Annotated in this window: 16 protein-coding genes; 9 read left to right on the forward strand and 7 right to left on the reverse strand. The window is 52.5% G+C overall.

What is annotated here, in order from left to right; all coding sequences use genetic code 11:
- The first annotated feature begins 130 nt into the window (after window positions 1-130).
- From LX98_RS13950 to hypE, 8 genes are all read left to right on the forward strand, one after another.
- Complete coding sequence (locus LX98_RS13950; RefSeq protein WP_496429479.1) at window positions 131-976, forward strand: NADH-quinone oxidoreductase subunit B family protein; 846 nt, start codon at window positions 131-133, stop codon at window positions 974-976.
- 197 nt (window positions 977-1,173) lie between these two features.
- Window positions 1,174-2,487, forward strand: coding sequence for a nickel-dependent hydrogenase large subunit (locus LX98_RS13955; RefSeq protein WP_496429480.1), 1,314 nt, complete (start codon window positions 1,174-1,176; stop codon window positions 2,485-2,487).
- Window positions 2,488-2,490: 3 nt separating this feature from the next.
- Window positions 2,491-2,982, forward strand: a complete 492-nt coding sequence (locus LX98_RS13960; protein WP_496429481.1) for a hydrogenase maturation protease — start codon at window positions 2,491-2,493, stop codon at window positions 2,980-2,982.
- Window positions 2,964-3,326: a hydrogenase/urease maturation nickel metallochaperone HypA gene (locus LX98_RS13965; RefSeq protein ID WP_496429482.1), complete on the forward strand. Its 363-nt coding sequence runs from the start codon at window positions 2,964-2,966 to the stop codon at window positions 3,324-3,326. The genes LX98_RS13960 and LX98_RS13965 overlap by 19 nt, the downstream gene beginning before the upstream one ends.
- Window positions 3,266-5,686 (forward strand): carbamoyltransferase HypF, encoded by a 2,421-nt coding sequence (gene hypF / locus LX98_RS13970; protein WP_496429483.1) that lies wholly within the window; start codon window positions 3,266-3,268, stop codon window positions 5,684-5,686. The genes LX98_RS13965 and hypF overlap by 61 nt, the downstream gene beginning before the upstream one ends.
- Window positions 5,687-5,703: 17 nt before the next feature.
- Window positions 5,704-5,952 (forward strand): HypC/HybG/HupF family hydrogenase formation chaperone, encoded by a 249-nt coding sequence (locus LX98_RS13975; protein WP_496429484.1) that lies wholly within the window; start codon window positions 5,704-5,706, stop codon window positions 5,950-5,952.
- Window positions 5,949-7,067, forward strand: a complete 1,119-nt coding sequence (gene hypD, locus LX98_RS13980) for a hydrogenase formation protein HypD (RefSeq protein ID WP_496429485.1) — start codon at window positions 5,949-5,951, stop codon at window positions 7,065-7,067. Before LX98_RS13975 ends, hypD begins: the two co-directional genes overlap by 4 nt.
- Window positions 7,064-8,128, forward strand: coding sequence for a hydrogenase expression/formation protein HypE (gene hypE / locus LX98_RS13985; RefSeq protein ID WP_496429486.1), 1,065 nt, complete (start codon window positions 7,064-7,066; stop codon window positions 8,126-8,128). The genes hypD and hypE overlap by 4 nt, the downstream gene beginning before the upstream one ends.
- Before the next feature lie 142 nt (window positions 8,129-8,270).
- Here hypE and LX98_RS13990 read toward each other — a convergent pair whose 3' ends face one another.
- From LX98_RS13990 to LX98_RS14020, 7 genes are all read right to left on the reverse strand, one after another.
- On the reverse strand, window positions 8,271-9,257 hold the full coding sequence (locus LX98_RS13990; RefSeq protein WP_496429487.1) for an HDOD domain-containing protein: 987 nt from the start codon (window positions 9,255-9,257) through the stop codon (window positions 8,271-8,273).
- A gap of 563 nt (window positions 9,258-9,820) precedes the next feature.
- On the reverse strand, window positions 9,821-10,504 hold the full coding sequence (locus LX98_RS13995; RefSeq protein WP_496429488.1) for a S16 family serine protease: 684 nt from the start codon (window positions 10,502-10,504) through the stop codon (window positions 9,821-9,823).
- A gap of 558 nt (window positions 10,505-11,062) precedes the next feature.
- The gene (locus LX98_RS14000) at window positions 11,063-11,929 is read right to left on the reverse strand and encodes a universal stress protein (protein WP_496429489.1); all 867 of its coding nucleotides are present in this window, start codon (window positions 11,927-11,929) and stop codon (window positions 11,063-11,065) included.
- Between the two features lie 111 nt (window positions 11,930-12,040).
- Window positions 12,041-13,672: an NAD(P)-binding protein gene (locus LX98_RS14005; protein ID WP_496430610.1), complete on the reverse strand. Its 1,632-nt coding sequence runs from the start codon at window positions 13,670-13,672 to the stop codon at window positions 12,041-12,043.
- Window positions 13,672-14,667, reverse strand: coding sequence for a thiamine pyrophosphate-dependent enzyme (locus LX98_RS14010; RefSeq protein ID WP_496429490.1), 996 nt, complete (start codon window positions 14,665-14,667; stop codon window positions 13,672-13,674). Before LX98_RS14010 ends, LX98_RS14005 begins: the two co-directional genes overlap by 1 nt.
- 20 nt (window positions 14,668-14,687) lie before the next feature.
- Window positions 14,688-15,941: a pyruvate ferredoxin oxidoreductase gene (gene porA / locus LX98_RS14015; RefSeq protein ID WP_496429491.1), complete on the reverse strand. Its 1,254-nt coding sequence runs from the start codon at window positions 15,939-15,941 to the stop codon at window positions 14,688-14,690.
- A gap of 26 nt (window positions 15,942-15,967) precedes the next feature.
- A complete protein-coding gene (locus tag LX98_RS14020) occupies window positions 15,968-16,540 on the reverse strand; it encodes a 2-oxoacid:acceptor oxidoreductase family protein (RefSeq protein WP_496429492.1) in 573 nt (190 codons plus the stop codon).
- 308 nt (window positions 16,541-16,848) lie between these two features.
- On the opposite strand from LX98_RS14020, the gene LX98_RS14025 reads away from it, so the two are divergent.
- Entirely contained in the window at window positions 16,849-17,337 is a 489-nt protein-coding gene (locus LX98_RS14025; protein ID WP_496429493.1) for a hypothetical protein, read from the forward strand.
- Window positions 17,338-17,514 lie beyond the last annotated feature (177 nt).

Here is a 17,514-nt window from a genome sequence, read left to right on the forward strand (position 1 = left end):
CCTCCTTACAAAGGAGGGGAACTGATTTAAGAAATGGATTCCCGATTGAAAATGTCGGGGATGACGGGAAAAAAGAAAAGCAAACGTCCCTGCTTCCCGTGTTCAAAAAGGGGATATTGAATAGCCAGTGATGAATACGAACGGAAAAACTACCCCAACTCAGCATTCTTCAACCAGGCCCCGCCCACGGATTGCGGTGGTGAAGTTTGCCTCTTGTGACGGATGCCAGTTAAGCATTCTGAATATGGAGGACGATTTACTGGCGTTGGGAGAGGCCCTCGACATCGCCTATTTTCCCGAAGCCTCCAGCAATATGCAGCCTGGCCCGTATGATATAACATTCGTTGAAGGCTCCATTACCTGTCCTGAAGATCTTTCTCGAGTTCTCGATCTCCGGCAACAGACAACCATTTTGATCACCATCGGTGCCTGTGCGACCTCCGGGGGCATTCAGGCTCTTCGGAACTGGGGCGATGTGGAAGCCTTCAAGCGAACGGTGTATCCCAGCCCCGAATACATCCACAGCCTGAGCACATCGACTCCTATTTCCGAACACGTCAAGGTGGACTATGAATTGTGGGGATGCCCGATTGACAAGCAACAACTCCTTCGAGTTCTCACCGATTTACTGAGAGGCGTCACACCCAACATTCCCGCACACAGTGTATGCCTGGACTGTAAACGCCAGGGACATGTCTGCGTCCTGGTCGCGAAGGGACTGCCCTGTCTTGGACCGGTGACGCGTACCGGTTGCGGAGCCATCTGCCCCGCTATGGGCCGGGAGTGTTATGGGTGCTTTGGCCCGGCCGAACAGGATTCAGTAATTCCCGGAGTGCCCCCCAATACAGGATCTCTGGCCAAACAATTTCATGAGCATCTGCAACTCATTCCCCTGGAAATGGTTCGCCGTTTTCGAGGAATCAACGGATCGGTTCAGCCGTTCCGGAAGGAAAGCGATGCCTGGGACTCCAGATAGGGAATATTGAAAAAGCATGCCCTGAGCCTGGTCGAAGGGGCCACCAGCGGCGTTGTCCTTGTTCGTAGGACTCTACGTACTGGTTAGTACGCCTCGTCCTTCTCACTGCGTGCGGCCTTGCTGGATGGACCTTTTAGATCATTCCCGGAGAATAGGATTTTTTCTGACTTTTCTCATTGAAAATCGAAGGTAGACAAATGAACGATCCTCTAACAAACCCGGATCAATCCAGAACCATCAAAATCGACATGCTGGCCAGGGTAGAAGGGGAAGGGGCCCTTCATATCACCGTCCAGGATGGTCAGGTCCGGGATGTTCAACTCCGGATTTTTGAACCTCCACGATTCTTTGAAGCCTTCCTCCAGGGACGTCACGTCACCGAAGTGCCCGATATCGTGGCCCGTATTTGCGGCATTTGTCCGGTGGCTTATCAAATGAGTGCGGTCCATGCCCTGGAACAAATCTTCGATGTGGAAATACCACAAAGCCTTAGCGATTTACGTCGACTCCTGTATTGCGGAGAATGGATCGAAAGTCATGTTCTGCACATTTATATGCTCCAGGGTCCGGATTTCTTAGGATTCGACAGCGGGCTTGAGATGGCTCGTTCACACCCCGATCTTGTGAAGCGAGGGCTTCGAATGAAGAAGGCGGGCAATGATCTGTTAACGTTGTTGGGGGGACGATCGGTTCATCCGGTTTCGGTGAAGATTGGCGGATTCTCGCAAGTGCCGACCAGGAATGCCTTACATGGGCTGAAGGACGAATTCCTTTGGGCCAGAGATGCCGCGGCGGAAACGCTTCGGTGGGTGAGCGGATTTGAATTTCAAGACCCCGAACAGGCCTACACCTTCCTCGCCCTTCGTGGACCTTCTGAATATCCGATGAATCAAGGCGACGTCGTCACCAATCAGGGACACCGCATGGCCGCATCGGAGTTTGAACACCATTTCCATGAAGAACAAGTACCCTATTCCAACGCCCTCCACTGCACGTTGAATGGACAATCTTATCTCACAGGACCGTTAGCCCGGCTCGCTCTCAACCAGGACCAGCTCTCGTTGTTGGCCAAAGACGTCTTACAGAGCACGGGATTAATCCTCCCGTTCAACCGCGCGTCCATGGGTATTGTGGCACGATCGGTGGAAGTGCTCTATGCCTTTGACGAGGCCCTTCGACTCATTGACCAGTATGAGCGGCCAACTGCTCCAGACGTTCCAGTGACACTCCGCCCCGGAACCGGTATGGCCGCGACCGAAGCCCCACGAGGCCTTTTATACCATCGTTATGAGGTCAAGGCTGATGGCACCCTTCGCCTCGCCAAGATTGTGCCGCCAACCTCCCAAAATCAACGCCGCATGGAGGACGATCTTCGAAACCTCCTGCCAGGCATCCTTCATCTCAACGATCAGGAAACCGCCATGAAATGCGAAGAACTGATTCGCAGTTATGATCCCTGCATCTCCTGCGCCACCCACTTTTTGAAATTCACGAGAGAAAAGGTATCCTGATTGATGCCCACCATCAAAATTATCGGGTTGGGAAACGCTTTCCGTGCAGATGATGCCGTCGGCATTGTGGTTGCCCGTCAACTTCTTCCTTATGAAAGTCCTTCCATTTCAATTATTGAAGGCGGTTTGGCAGGCTTAACTCTCCTTCATGAAATGGAAGGAACGGATAAGCTTATTCTGATTGATGCGGTTTCCAGCCAATCCAAAGAAGGCACACTCCTTCGTTTCACGATCCCACAGGACCTGGAAACAATCGGCCGGCTTGCGTGGAACACATCCGGTTCCTCCACTCACGGCTTGGGTTTGGGAGCAGCCTTGACACTGGCCAATACATTAGGAGAATTACCTCCGTCCGTGGTGATCTACGGCATTGAACTCGGCACTGTCCAATACGGGTGTGAGTTATCCCCAAAAGTCGTCGAAGCCATCAACGCCGTGGTGATCCGTATTGCTACTGAAGAATTGGGGCAGCCGACATGCACGAACTCCAATTAATGCGTCAGATGGTGAGCAGAGTGACCGAAATCTGTCAAAGCCATCCTGGAACCCATCTGATTCTCATCCGGCTGGAAATCAGTAGCCATTCCCATTTGGCGAGTCATACCTCAGAGGAATTACAGACCACCTTTCATCTCGCTGCGCTGGGGACGCCGGCCTCTGACGCGACTCTCGACATCCGTATCCTATCTGCGAAAGGCACTTGTGGATGCTGTGGATACACAACTGACCGAGGGCCTGAGACGTATGTCTGTCCTCACTGCTCGTCAGGAAATGTCCTATGGGAAGAGCTGCCGGAATTGGTACTCAAAGACATTCAATTGCTGGGGCCAACGGAATGACGCTTGCGGCTTCTTCCACTACCACACCAGGTTGCAACGAACGGATCCGGCTTATCGTTCGCGGAGTTGTTCAAGGCATGGGATTCCGGCCTTTTGTCTTCCGGTTGGCACATGAACTCTCTCTTGCCGGTTGGGTGGCGAATACCGGTCAAGGCGCCATACTCGAACTGGAAGGTGAGACCAGCAACCTCCAACGCTTCCAGGCGCGTCTTCAGACCGAATCTCCTCGCCACTCAAGGATTCAAACACTCATAGTGACACAAATCCCCAAAGTGGGCGAACACACCTTTTCTATTCGTCCCAGTCAATCGGATGGCCGGCGACAACCCGTGATTTCCCCTGACCTGGCAACGTGCCTAAACTGTGTGCAAGATATCAGCCATCCTCAGTCCCGTCGATATCGCTATCCATTTACCACCTGCACACAGTGCGGTCCACGGTATAGCATCGTGCTCCGTCTGCCTTACGATCGCCTGAACACCACCATGGACCAGTTCCCTCTGTGCTCTGATTGCCAACACGAATTTGACAGTCCCTTAGATCGCCGCTTTCACGCAGAAACCATGTCCTGTCCGACGTGCGGGCCTCAGATTGCGTTATGGAACCATGAAGGGAGCATCCTGGCGCCGCGAGAAGATGGGATTCGAAAAGCCTGTGACATTATCATGAACGGCGGCATTCTCGCGGTGAAGGGATTAGGAGGCTTTCAATTGTGGGTGAACGCCCGATCATCCGAGGCCGTTCAACGGCTGCGTCAGCGAAAGCATCGCCCCATCAAGCCCTTTGCCGTTCTTTTCCCTTCCCTAGACATGGTCGCACAACATTGCCTAGTCGGTCCAAAGGAAGCAGAACTGCTTACATCCCCCGCCGCCCCCATCGTTTTATTGAGACGAACCGATCCGTCGACCTTATCTTCCAACGTTGCACCCGATAATCCCTACCTGGGAGCCATGCTGCCCTACACCCCACTCCATCACCTCATGATGGCCCATATGCCAATCCCGGTCGTAGCCACGAGTGGAAACCGATCAGATGAACCTATCGTTTTTGACGAACAGGACGCATTGGAACGCCTTCGCGGAATTGCCGATGCGTTCCTCGTCCATAACCGCCCGATTGCCCGACCGGTGGATGATTCGATAGTGCGAGTGGTGAGTAGGAAACCGGTAATGCTTCGTCGCGCACGCGGGTATGTGCCCACACCTCTTCCATTGAGCACATTGTCGGACAGCAACAAAAGTCTTCCCTGTATTTTGGCCGTAGGGGGACATGTGAAAAATACGATCGCGGTCACGACGCAGGACGACGTTCTCGTCAGTCATCATATCGGTGACCTCTCAACAGCTGAAGCCTCCGCGCAATTCGAACGAACGGTTTCCGATTTTCTGACCCTGTTCGATCTGACGCCACAAGCCATCACGTGCGATAGTCATCCGGACTATCGTACAACCCGATTCGCTCACCAGTTTGGGCAACAACGTCATATCCCAATTATTCCCGTCCAACATCACCATGCCCATATTGCATCGTGCATGGCCGAACATGGGTTGAGTGGTTCCGTCCTTGGAGTGGCCTGGGATGGAGCCGGATATGGTGCGGACGGAATTCTGTGGGGCGGAGAGTTTTTGCTCTGTGAGCCTTCAGGATTTCAACGAATCGGCCATCTTCGCCCGTTTCCGCTGCCCGGCGGGGAGACCTGCATGCGGGAACCACGGCGGGTGGCGCTGGCCTTACTGTATGAGGTTGTTGGTAAGCGAGTATTTGAACTGGATTTTCCACCAATGCAATCTCTAGGACACCATATGACTGAATCTTTGGTTGCCATATTGGATAAAGATACCCATTGTCCGACCACGACCAGTATCGGTCGCATCTTTGATGCCGTGAGTGCGTTGTTAGGTCTATCACAAGTGGCGAGTTTTGAAGGTGAAGCGGCCATGGCCCTTGAATTTTTGGCAGATCGTGAAACGAGTCAAACCCAGTCTCAACCCTATTGCATTTCTTTACAATCTCCCTCAGGGTCGCAAGGGCCATGGGTGGCTGATTGGGGACCATTGATCTCCGACATTGTCCATGACATCTCAGAAAAGAAAAGTCCATCGGAGATTGCACTCGGATTTCATCACGCACTCGCCATGTTGATTACGGATGTTGCAGAGCGCATTCAGTGTCATCAGATCATACTCTCCGGTGGCGTCTTTCAAAATGCTCTTCTCCTCAAGCTTTCCGAAACGGCACTCACTACACGCGGGTTTGCCGTCCATACTCCACAACTGTTTAGTCCCAATGATGGGAGCCTATCTTTGGGACAGGCCTTTATAACCATGAACCAGTTAGCCCAACAACATCACCCAGCATAATCGATCGTTCACACACCATGTGTCTTGCGATTCCAGGACAAATTCAACGCATTGATGATGATGCACTCCGCACGGGAACCGTGTCGTTTGCCGGCGTGACGAAAAAAGTGTGTTTAGCGTTGGTTCCGGAAGCTGACGTTGGCGATTATGTGATCGTTCACGTCGGATTCGCCATTAGCAAAGTCGATGAGCAAGCGGCTAAAGAATCGTTATCGCTGATTGAACAACTAAGTTCTGGTCAAATTGACGAAAGCCCTTCTCCATGAAATACGTGGATGAATTTCGAGATCCGAACGCCGTGCGCGTGCTTTCCAGAGAGATCCATCGGATTACCCGCCATCCCTGGACCATTATGGAAGTCTGCGGCGGGCAAACCCATTCCATTGTCCGGTATGGATTAGATCGCCTCCTGCCTCCAGCCATCACACTCATTCATGGACCGGGATGTCCTGTATGCGTCACCCCCATCGAACTCATTGACACCGCATGCCAAATGGCTGCGCTTCCTGGGGTGATTTTCTGTTCATTCGGCGATATGCTGCGGGTGCCCGGATCTCATGAAGATCTCCTCCACGTGAAAGCCCAGGGAGGAGACATCCGCATCATCTATTCCCCCTTGGATGCGGTGGGGATTGCTCAGAGTAATCCTCAACGTCAGATCATCTGCTTCGCCGTGGGATTTGAGACAACCGCTCCGGCTCAAGCCATGGCGGTTCTCCAAGCCCGCCGTCTTCACCTTTCCAATTTTAGTCTACTGGTGGCTCACGTATTAGTCCCTCCGGCCATGGAAGCCATTCTCTCATCCCCTGAGAATCGAGTGCAGGGCTTTCTGGCTGCCGGACATGTCTGCAGCGTCATGGGCTATAAAATGTATGAGCCCATCTGTCTCCGATATCGGGTGCCTATTGTCGTCACCGGATTCGAGCCGGTGGATATCTTAGAAGGGGTCAAGTTGGTGGTCGCACAACTGGAAGAGGGCCGCCATAAGGTGGATAACCAATACGCCCGTTCTGTTCATCGGTCGGGAAATCTTGAAGCTCGCAAGGTTGTGGACGAAGTCTTTGAATCCGTCTCCCGCAATTGGCGCGGGATAGGAGAAATCCCGGAGAGTGGCTTACAACTTCGCCAACCCTTCGCCGAATTTGACGCTCTTCGAATCTTCAAAGGACGCATTCGGCTGAGCAGCCGTGCCAACATCCTTGAATCTGAGTGCCAGAGCGGACGAATTCTCCAGGGTCTCATGCAACCCTCAGCCTGTTCAGCATTTGGTACCCGGTGCACGCCAGACCACCCCCTTGGAGCTCCAATGGTGTCGAACGAAGGGGCTTGCGCCGCCTATTATCGATATCGACACCACGAAGTCGCCCCAGGTGAACTATGAACCCTAAACCCACCATTGACATTCACTGCCCCCTCTCACTTTCCGCTGATGACACCATTCGCATGGCCCATGGCGGTGGGGGTTATCTCATGCAAACCCTCATTCATGAGATTTTTCTTCAGGCCTTTTCCAATCCTTTTCTGAACACGCTACAAGATAGTGCCTTAATCCCTGCCCTGGACGGTCGGTTAGCCATGACGACCGATTCCTATGTCGTGCAACCACTCTTTTTTCCTGGAGGAGATATTGGCAGCCTGGCCATCCACGGAACCGTCAACGATCTGGCCATGATGGGGGCCATTCCCCGGTATGTAAGTGCCGGGTTCATTCTGGAGGAAGGGTTATCCGTCGACACTCTCAAACACGTGGTCAGCTCTATGGCGAAATCCGCACAAGCATGTGGAGTGCAAATTGTCTGCGGCGATACCAAGGTGGTGGATCGCGGAAAAGGCGATCAGATTTTCATCAATACCACCGGGCTTGGCATCATTCCACCGTCATGTAATATTGGCCCCCACCACATTACTCCCGGCGACAGGATTATCGTCAGTGGCGATGTCGGCAGACATGGCATGGCCGTGCTCAGCATGCGGGAAGGACTCACTTTTTCCGGAGATCTTGCCAGCGACTCCGCGCCGCTTCATGAACTTGTCGCGGAGCTGATAGAAAAGGGTGTGGCGGTTCATTGCCTGCGGGATCTCACTCGTGGCGGACTGGCCAGCGCATTGAATGAACTGACGACAACGGCCAGAGTTACGATGGCGATCAACGAGTCACACGTTCCGGTCAGTGAATCCGTCCGTGGGGTATGTGAAATTCTCGGGTTAGATCCGCTCTACGTGGCAAATGAAGGACGATGTGTTCTCTTTCTGCCATCCGGTGACGTGGAGAAAGCCCTCTCCATTCTTAAGAGCTATGCGATCTCGGAACACGCGGCCGAAATCGGGGAGGTGCTTCCCCTCGTCTCGAATCATACGCCTCAGGTCATTCTTCAAACATCCTATAAGACGCACCGAATTCTGGACCTCCTGTCTGGCGAACAACTCCCCAGAATATGTTGAAAATTCCTTGGTATTAATCCTTAAAACGGCAGACCGAAGAGGGACAGATTATCTCGGAAGTCTATAACTACCAATATACCAATTCTTCAATGAATGAGCGGAAGGAATTGCTTCAAGCGGATGTTGGGAAAAAGGGACAGGACTAGCCCGCGCCGGGCATCGCGTTCTGCAGAAACAGCGCATCGAGTTGATTGGCAAGCGGAACATGTCGATGACTCAATACGGTTCTTGCCTGTTCCATCAATTGATGAAGATTCGCCTCACTGTGGCTGTTCATCTCAAAAAGTTTTTCGGACTCATGTACAACATCTTTCATTTTTCTCAAGATTTGGGCAAAGGCAAACGGATCGATCCCCAAGCTACTTTCCGCAAGATCCACCTGTGCCAGGAAAGTCTCATCCGAGGCATGGGTGATGACTAATCCTGCCAAAATCACCGCGAACCCCACGCAATTGAAAAATTTTTCCGGTCCGCCGGAATCCGGCAAGAGTCGAGGCTCATCACTTAATTGAACCGCCTTACAAATTTTTGATGGAAAATTCCAACCCGTGAGCAACCAACTCCCAACCAGAGCATGAGTGGCCCCCAACATGTCACGCTCATGCGCGATGACCTCCGCATGCAACGATTGATTGAGCGCCTCTGAGTGATAGAGCTCTGGATTCAAGCGATCCAGAGCTAGCATACCAATATCCTGAATTAATCCGGCCAAGAACAGTTCTTCTGTATCTTTTTTTTGTCCACAGACATCCCCAATAGAGCGACACGCAGATGCAATCAGAAGACTCCGACGCCAGAACAGGTCTAAATCTAAACCCTTGGAGCCTTCCTTTCGGAAATGTTGGACCACGGTAAAGGATAAGGCGGTGGCCAAGATTCCATTAAAGCCAATAAGAATGGCCGCCTTGAGTAATGTGGTTACCTGGCACTTATACGGGAAAAGTGAAGAATTGGCTAATTGCAATATTTTTGCGGTGAGCACGGATTCACTGGACAAGACCTGAACAATCTCTTCTACATCCGGACATGGTGATTCCATCAGTTGAATCAGTCGCGTTGCCACGGCTGGGGAACTTGGCAAAGCGGGGCAGGCACGTAATCGTTCCCTCAGTTCCACATGTTCGGTCATACCCAGCTTCTCCTACCAAACCCTTCGTGATTATTAATAACGGTGGGGATTATTTCTGTTGGTAGTTAATTCGGAATCCTTCCCTCAGAAGTTAACCTTCAGAACTAGATGAGGTTTCGACAAGAGTCTGTTTCCCGTTCATTATCTTGCAAAAGAGTGATGAATCATCTCCCAAAAATCCCTATTTTCCGTTTCCCGGCTCCTGTTCTCAAGGGAATTTTATCTTACCGGCCGATGGAATTCTCTGTTGCCAGACTTTTAGGTCTGTTACCAAGAACCCGAAAAACCTCTTAAGATTCGGACGGTCCCAATCAAGGACTTACAGGGAGGGCACAGAGTGGAAGATCTTGATTTTGTGATGAAACAAAGATAGGGGAGATTATGCTTAAGCCCAGGGGTTTATGACCAATTGTATGCCATTTATGCGAAAGCTACCCGTATCAAACCGATGTTAACCACCACTCAGATGGCACCAAAACAGTCACTATTGAAAACGGGATTTTATAAATACAAACAACTAAGCTTTTGTATTTAGGCAGAAAGGGAAAAGGAGTAGGGTGTTGTTAGGGAAGCGTGGCTAAGTGATGCCCGGTCAGTCCGAAGTACGCTTCATCCACCGTCCCAACGGGGGAGACATGCATCAGAAACGGCGTACGCCAGTCACCATCCCGAACATCATATTCGCTGGGAACCAACACACGCTGAAAGTGATTTTCGTAGGCAGCTAGAATTTTGAGTTGAAGCCCTCCCACCGCTCCGATCGATCCTCTTTCCGTAATCGTTCCGGTGAGAGCCCGACCTTCCAGGAGATGATCGCCCTTAATCATGGACACCACACTCAGGCCCACCATGGCCGAAAGACTTTCCCCATACACCGTAAGGCCGGTATAGGGAAATTTCAGGAGAACAGTCCGGGATTCCGACGGAAGATTGGCAGCAGCCAGCGCCCGAGTGATGGCTGCATGGATCGACTGACGGGCAAACAAGGAAAAATTTCCTGGTTCGGTATGAAATTGGATTTGAAGGCCGTTGCGATCCTGACGCTCATAGACATCAATCACCACCTGGCTTACCATGCCTACCGGCCTGAATTGTTTGTTGAGAGATGTCCCCAGGATGGGAATGATCAGATGCGGAATCTGGTGAACAGACGGACTGGCCCCCAGACTGTTTGCACACACCACATTGAGGGTCAAGACTAACCCCAGAAGCAATGAGACCTTCTTCCTGTCCGCTTTATTAATCATTTATTGATATCCTTTGAATGAAAGAGGAAATACCCTCCTTCTTTATACCTTTCCTTTATTATAACGGACAATCTGGTTTTTTGTCGCCTGGCAGCTTCTGAGCGACTCGAAGGCTCCACCAGCTTATTCGGCCCCCTGATATTCCTCCAGCACCCTCATATGTTGGGCCCGAATGCCCCATATGAACAGAAATGGAAAAGAGCTCAATACCCTCCTCAATACCTAGTCGCAGATTCTTGAGGAATGTGGCCAGAACAGGCCGAAAGATTTGGCAGGACCGGGGAGCTAGTCTTTACTCTACCACTTCAAGGCGACCAGATCGACCTCTTCGGGGAGTAAAGCCGGACAGGATTGCCCAATCGAAAAAAAATGTGTCAGCGGATGGAGGAGGACGTGCGACTAAAGTCAAGATTGCCCTTACTGGCAGGGGCTGGGACACCAAAACACCAGATAGAAATAAACTACCACGCCTATCGCAATTGCACCAATAAGGTACCAGGTTTTTTGCATACAACCTCGGAAAAGGAATGTTTGTCCAGATTGGTCCTTAAGACCGGGTCATTCACGCACAAACAAAATTGAAGAATCAGTGTGATGCACCACGGAATGGGAGACGCTCCCCAAAAGAAAGCGACTCACGCCGGACCGGCTATGTGTCCGCATCAGGATCACATCAGCAGCATATTTGCTCGCTTCTTCAATGATCGTGTGCGAGGGTGCCCCGACGACGACAATACCTTTGGCCTCATGCCCCATCTGCTTCAATTCCGCGCTGAGCCCGTTGGTAAATTTCTCCCCATAGGCGATCATTTCTTTTCGAAATTCTGGAGAAATCATTGCACCCACCGGCCAGACCGGTTCTGAAAACGGAATGACATGCAGAACGGTCGCAGCGATCGGCTCCCGGAATGGCTTCTTTTTCAAAAACCGCACGACCATTTCTCCGTCTTCCTGACTTTCAACAGGAATTAAAATCTGCTGGATCTTCCGAGTGGGCTTCTTAATGATCAGAGTCGAACACGACGCATGGGTCATCACACGATGCGAAACGCTCCCGAACATCTGCTCTCGAATCTGACCAATACCCCTGGCGCCCAACACCACGAGATCGATTCCCTTCTCCTTGACCATGGTGAGAATGACCTCGGCAGGAGTACCCATTTCCAGTCGTCTCATGACCGATCCCGGATGAAGAGGCAGGAGGGACAAAGCCTGCTCAATGATGCGTTCGCCTTCTTCCCTCATCGCCTTGTCCACCGCCAACCTCAAATCTTTCGCGATCCCCGCCCCGATGGACGGATAGGGGATACCCGGCACATTCACCACATGTAACACCATCAAGCTCTCCGCGGGGCTCAGCCCTTCAAACGCCCGTATCGCATCGATTGATTGATCCGATCCATCAACTGCTAATAGGTATTTCATACATTGTCTCCCGGGTGTGACGCATCCTTTGTGCCGTGTGTATTGCTGTCAAATAACTCTTCGTACCTGTTCCAACTGCCAAACTCCGGTGTGCCCACCAATGTCCTGTTCCTATCTGACTTCCTTAACCATATCGATGGCGCCGCAGGGACATTCTTCCGCGCACACACCACATCCCTTGCAATAGTCATAATTCACTTCGTACCGTTGACCGGGGCCCAATTTGATAATGGCGTTGTCCGGACACACGCCATAACAGGTATCGCACTCAAAGCAATTTCCGCAAGAGAGACAACGTCGGGCTTCGAGCAAGGCCGTGTCCTTATCCAAACCGCCGACCACTTCTTCAAAGCTGGCGCGACGCCTGGCCAGATCCAGGTAGGGCTGCCGACTCTTATCCGCATCGGTGTAATACCAGGTATTGAGCCGGTCATAAGTCGCAACGGTATTGGGCGATGGTTTCCGATACTCAAATCCGCGGAGATACGCATCTATATGCCGTGCCGCTTTTTTCCCATGGCCGGTGGCCACCGTCACCGTGCGCTCTGCAGGAACCATATCCCCCCCGGCAAACACTCCCGCACGCCCGGTCATCATTGAGGCATCGACTTGAATCACCCCATCGGACGAAATATCCAATCCCGCCACATTCTCTAAAAACCCGGTATCCACTTCCTGGCCCACCGCCAGAATAACCGTGTCGGCCTCCAAGGTCTCAATCCGGCCAGTGGGTTGAGGGTGCCCCTGCTCATCCAGCGTCATCTCCTCAACGGTCAACGTCGTATTGTCCACTTGTCGGATGGTATGCAGCCATCGGGTCAGCACCCCCTCCTCCAAGGCTTCTCCCACTTCAAAATCATGGGCGGGCATGTGCCCGCGATCACGCCGATAAATCAGGATCGTTTCCTCGGCACCCAGGCGCTTGGCGGTTCGCGCGGCATCAACAGCCGTATCACCTCCACCATAGACGACGACCCGCCGACCGATCTTGGGAACAGTCCGGCCATCCATTCCTTTAAGAAATCCCAAGGCATCGATCATCCGGCCGGCATCCCGGCCGGGAATATCAACCCGTTTACTCAGATGTGCCCCAATGGCCAGAAACACGGCATCGAATCCGCCCTCTTTGATGGTCGTTTCTAAATTGTCGACTTTCTGATTCAGATAAATCGAAATGCCCATGGCGACAATTCTTGCAATTTCAGCGTCCAGGACATTCCGGGGCAGACGATATTGTGGAATTCCGAACCGCATCATGCCCCCCGGCTTCGGCCCCGCTTCAATGATGGTCACCGCATGTCCCAAACGGGCGAGATGATATGCAGCAGAAAGGCCGCTCGGTCCCGCGCCGACAACCAGGACCCGCTTTCCGGTTGCCGCGCCCGCCTCCACCTGCCAACCCTGCTCAATCGCATAATCGCCTAAAAATCGCTCAACGGCATGAATGCTCACGGGCTCATCGAGCTGCCCCCGATTACAGGCCGTTTCACATGGGTGATAACACACGCGACCATGAATCGCCGGGAAAGGGTTCTCTTCCATAATTTTTCGCCAGGCCTGTTCATATTTCCCTTCCTCCGCCTCATACAACCAGCCTTGAATATTTTCACCAGCCGGGCAGCCCTGATTGCAGGGCGGAAGGTGATCCACATAGATCGGACGCATGGTCCGCCAGTTGCCGGTATGATTGGCCAGGCTGGAAGCGGGGTTCAAGGTAATGGCAAAGGGTTTCTGTTCCATCATCATGCCTTGACAGGAAGGAGCTGATACCGATCAATATTCGCATCCGCCATCGCCTGAATTGCTTCAAGAGCACCCTCATCTCGTGGATGAAAGAGATGTTTGAACCGACCTTGAAGTTCGAGGTATTGCTCAACAGGAACTTTTTTTCTAATAGGTGTTCGATCGGTCACTTCGCCCCCTTCGGCTTCAATCAAGGGAAAGAGGCCACTTTCCACCGCCAGGCGGGCAACCTTGATCGTCTGTGCAGGATCCGATTTCCAGCCTAGCGGACAGGGCACATGGATATGAATATACCGTGCGCCCCTGATGCTCATGGCCTTCGTCACTTTGGCTTCCAGATCATGGAGATCGGCCACCGAGGCCGTGGCCACAAAGGGAATACCGTGGGCCATCGCAATGCGTGGCAGATTTTTTCCAATGCCCATGGGGTTGCCGGGGTCGGTTCCCACGGCCTGCGTGGTATTGGTCCAGGCTCGTGGCGGGGTGGATCCCGAACGCTGCACTCCGGTGTTCATATAGGCCTCGTTGTCGTAACAGACATACAACACGTCATCATTGCGTTCGAACATCCCGGACAAACACCCGAACCCGATATCAACCGTCGCGCCATCTCCGCCCTGGGCGATGACTCGGATATCCGTCTTGCCTTTGGCCCGCAGGGCTGCCGCCACGCCGCTCGCCACCGCCGGTGCATTCCCGAATAACGAATGCATCCAGGGAATCTGCCAGGCACTTTCCGGATAGGGACTGGAGAAGACTTCCAAACAGCCGGTGGCATTCACCGCAACCATCTGCTGCTGTGTGGCGCGCATCACCGCATCAAGAGCATAGCGGGCGCCCAACGCTTCACCGCACCCCTGGCAGGCGCGATGGCCGGAATTGAGTGAATTCGTTCGGTCCATCCCGGCTTGGACCGTGCGATCGGATTCATCCAGTAACCGGTTGCCAACCGTGAAGGTTCCCGTTTGATAAAATTTCACTCGTTGATAGGACATACCGGCCTCACTCCTAATAATTAAATGGGCGATGCGCCGGGAGCACCGATTTCCCGGAGAATATTTTCTGCGGTGGGTCCCGAACGCCGCTGCGCCTGCTGTCTGGTCAATTCCCGATTAATGGCGTCCCAATTCAGATCGAGGAAATGAGGTTCCTCCAGACCCTCCAGGCATGCCTGCTTCACCGTATCCATGACCGAGGCTTTAGGAATGGGGCGACCTCCAAGTCCCGCGATCACCGTATCCACGATAGTTGGTAATCCCCGAAGTGCCATCTTCACATCGCTGGACACGATGCCCCCCTTACCCACTGCCAGATCTTTTTCAAAAACAATGATCCGCTTGGTATTCTGAACAACATGGCGAAGAGCATGGGAGGGGAAGGGTCGAAACGCACAGAGCGCAATAGAACCGACCGGCCATCCTTCTTTGCGCAAATCATCCACCGCGTCTTTAATGGTACCGTTCACCGATCCCAGTGCCAGCAGAATGGTTTCAGCCTCATCCGTGTGATAGGCCTTCAACAGTCCACCAGACCGACGCTGAAAAATATCCTCAAAAGCCCGAGAGAGTCGGGGGATCGCCCCTAACGCTCGCAGATGCTTGTCATGCGCAAGATACCGCACCTCGGCAAAAGCTTCCGGTCCGACCATCGCGCCGATGGACACAGGATCCTGCGGATCTAACACTTGAACGGGCTCAAACACCGGCAGGTACGCATCCACCTGCTCTTGCGTGGGAAGGTCCACCACCTCATAGGCATGAGTGAGGATATAGCCATCCATACAGACCATTACCGGGCAACTGAGTTCCTCAGCTAGGCGAAAAGCTTGAATATGAAGATCGATGGCTTCTTGATTATCTTCCGCAAACAATTGAATCCAACCGGCATCCCGCATGGACATGCTGTCCGAATGATCGTTCCAGATATTGATCGGCGCGCCAAGGGCGCGATTGGCAATCGTCATGACAATGGGAAGACCCAATCCCGCCGCGTTATAGACGGCCTCGGCCATAAACAAAAGACCCTGGCTTGTCGTCGCGGTATAGGTTCGCGCGCCCATGGCCGAGGCCCCGATCAGCACGCTTAACGCCCCAAATTCGGATTCGACATTCAAGAACTGGCATTTCCCCACTTCTCCCGCTTTGACCTTGCGTGAAAGAGTTTCGACAATATGGGTTTGAGGAGAAATCGGATAACAGGCCATCACTTCAGGCCGACAGAGGGCCACGGCGTGGGCCACGGCTTGAGATCCTTCAATATGGTGTTTCATGGTCTTCTGTTGAATCCTTGATTGAATTAGACCTTGGCCAGATTGGCCGAAACATAGGTATACACCTCTACCGCCACCGCCGCATTTAATTCTCCAATCTTTCCAGGAAACTTCTCTGTGATGGCCTGATTCACGGAAGCTTTGCTGACTTCCCCGGTCAGGGCCGCATAACCTGCCACCATCCCGATATTGGCAAAGGGTCTCCCAAGTTGTTTCAGGGCCAGATCGGATGCGGGGAGTGTATGCATCTGCACTCCGGGATGTTGGGTGACAAATTCCGTGAGATGAAGCGCGTCCAGATGTCGCGTGGAATTAATGAGAGCGAAGGCTGATACAGCCAATCCGGCAAAGACATCCACCTGATGCAGCAGGGTGGAGTCCTGTATGAGTAAGACATCCGGATGATAGACCGGCTCCCGACTCCGAATCGGTTGAGAATCGATCCGGCAGAATGCGGTTACCGGCGCACCGGTCCGTTCAGATCCAAAACTGGGGAAGGCCTGCGCCTCCTTCCCATCCCGGAATGCCGCTAACGCCAGGAGCTCCGCAGCAGTCACCACGCCCTGCCCTCCTCTGCCATGAATACGGATTTGGATCATCGGCCTCCCATCAATTCACCTGAATGTATCCCTGTCGCTAGCACTCACTGATAATCTATTTGGCAAGAGATATGCCTTATTTTGTGAGAACTTGAAATGATAGATATAACTAGCAAAACCTCAACTATCTTCAATGGGCCGAAAACGATGAGCCGGAGCATTGGGGAAAAGAGGTACAGTCAAAATCATTCGTCATGTAGAATAATGCCCCAGTCGATTCCCAAAATGAAGTCAATTTCTGAACGTAGCAAGGCTGATCTCCACAGGAAGGGGATTACGAGGTTATTAAATAAATAAGGAGATTCCAGTTGTCATCTTCACCATCCTTCTCAAAAATTCTTTGCCCGGTTGCTCTCGTGCTCTGGATAGTCAGCGCCGGCCTGCTGGGCTGGTTCTTTTTTCAAGGGGCAACCACCCCTTCAGCCGATGGCCGAACGGTTGTGCATCTTGCTCCAACCGAACGTGACTTTATCCTGACCGAAATGCGGCAACTCCTTCAGGCCGTGCATGGCGTCGTGACGGGCCTGAGCGATCCTGACCAGAGCCAAGGACATGCTCAGGCTGCAGCAGCGGCCCGTTCGGCCGGAATGAAGATGGCTGTAGATGACAACCCCTCCCTCATGCTTAAACTTCCTCTTCCCCTTAAACAGCTCGGCATGTCCGTGCATCGGGATTTTGACGAATTGGCGGATGCGATCACCGGGGGCACGACATCACAGGATATTCTTCAACGCCTGTCGACTATCACGACCAGATGCCTGGCATGCCATGAGATGTATCAAATTAAAGAGGGGTAACTGATAAATTTCCCGGGTCAGCCAAGCCATCCTCAATGGGAAATGATCAATATGAAACACGCAGACGACAAACCCATGTCATTCTGAGTGAAACGAAGAATCTGACTAAGCCGTGGCATCTTCACTCTGGGCACAGATTCTTCGCCATGGGCTCAGAATGACAATTTAATGCAGGCC

The sequence above is a fragment of the Nitrospira marina genome (genome assembly GCF_059568365.1).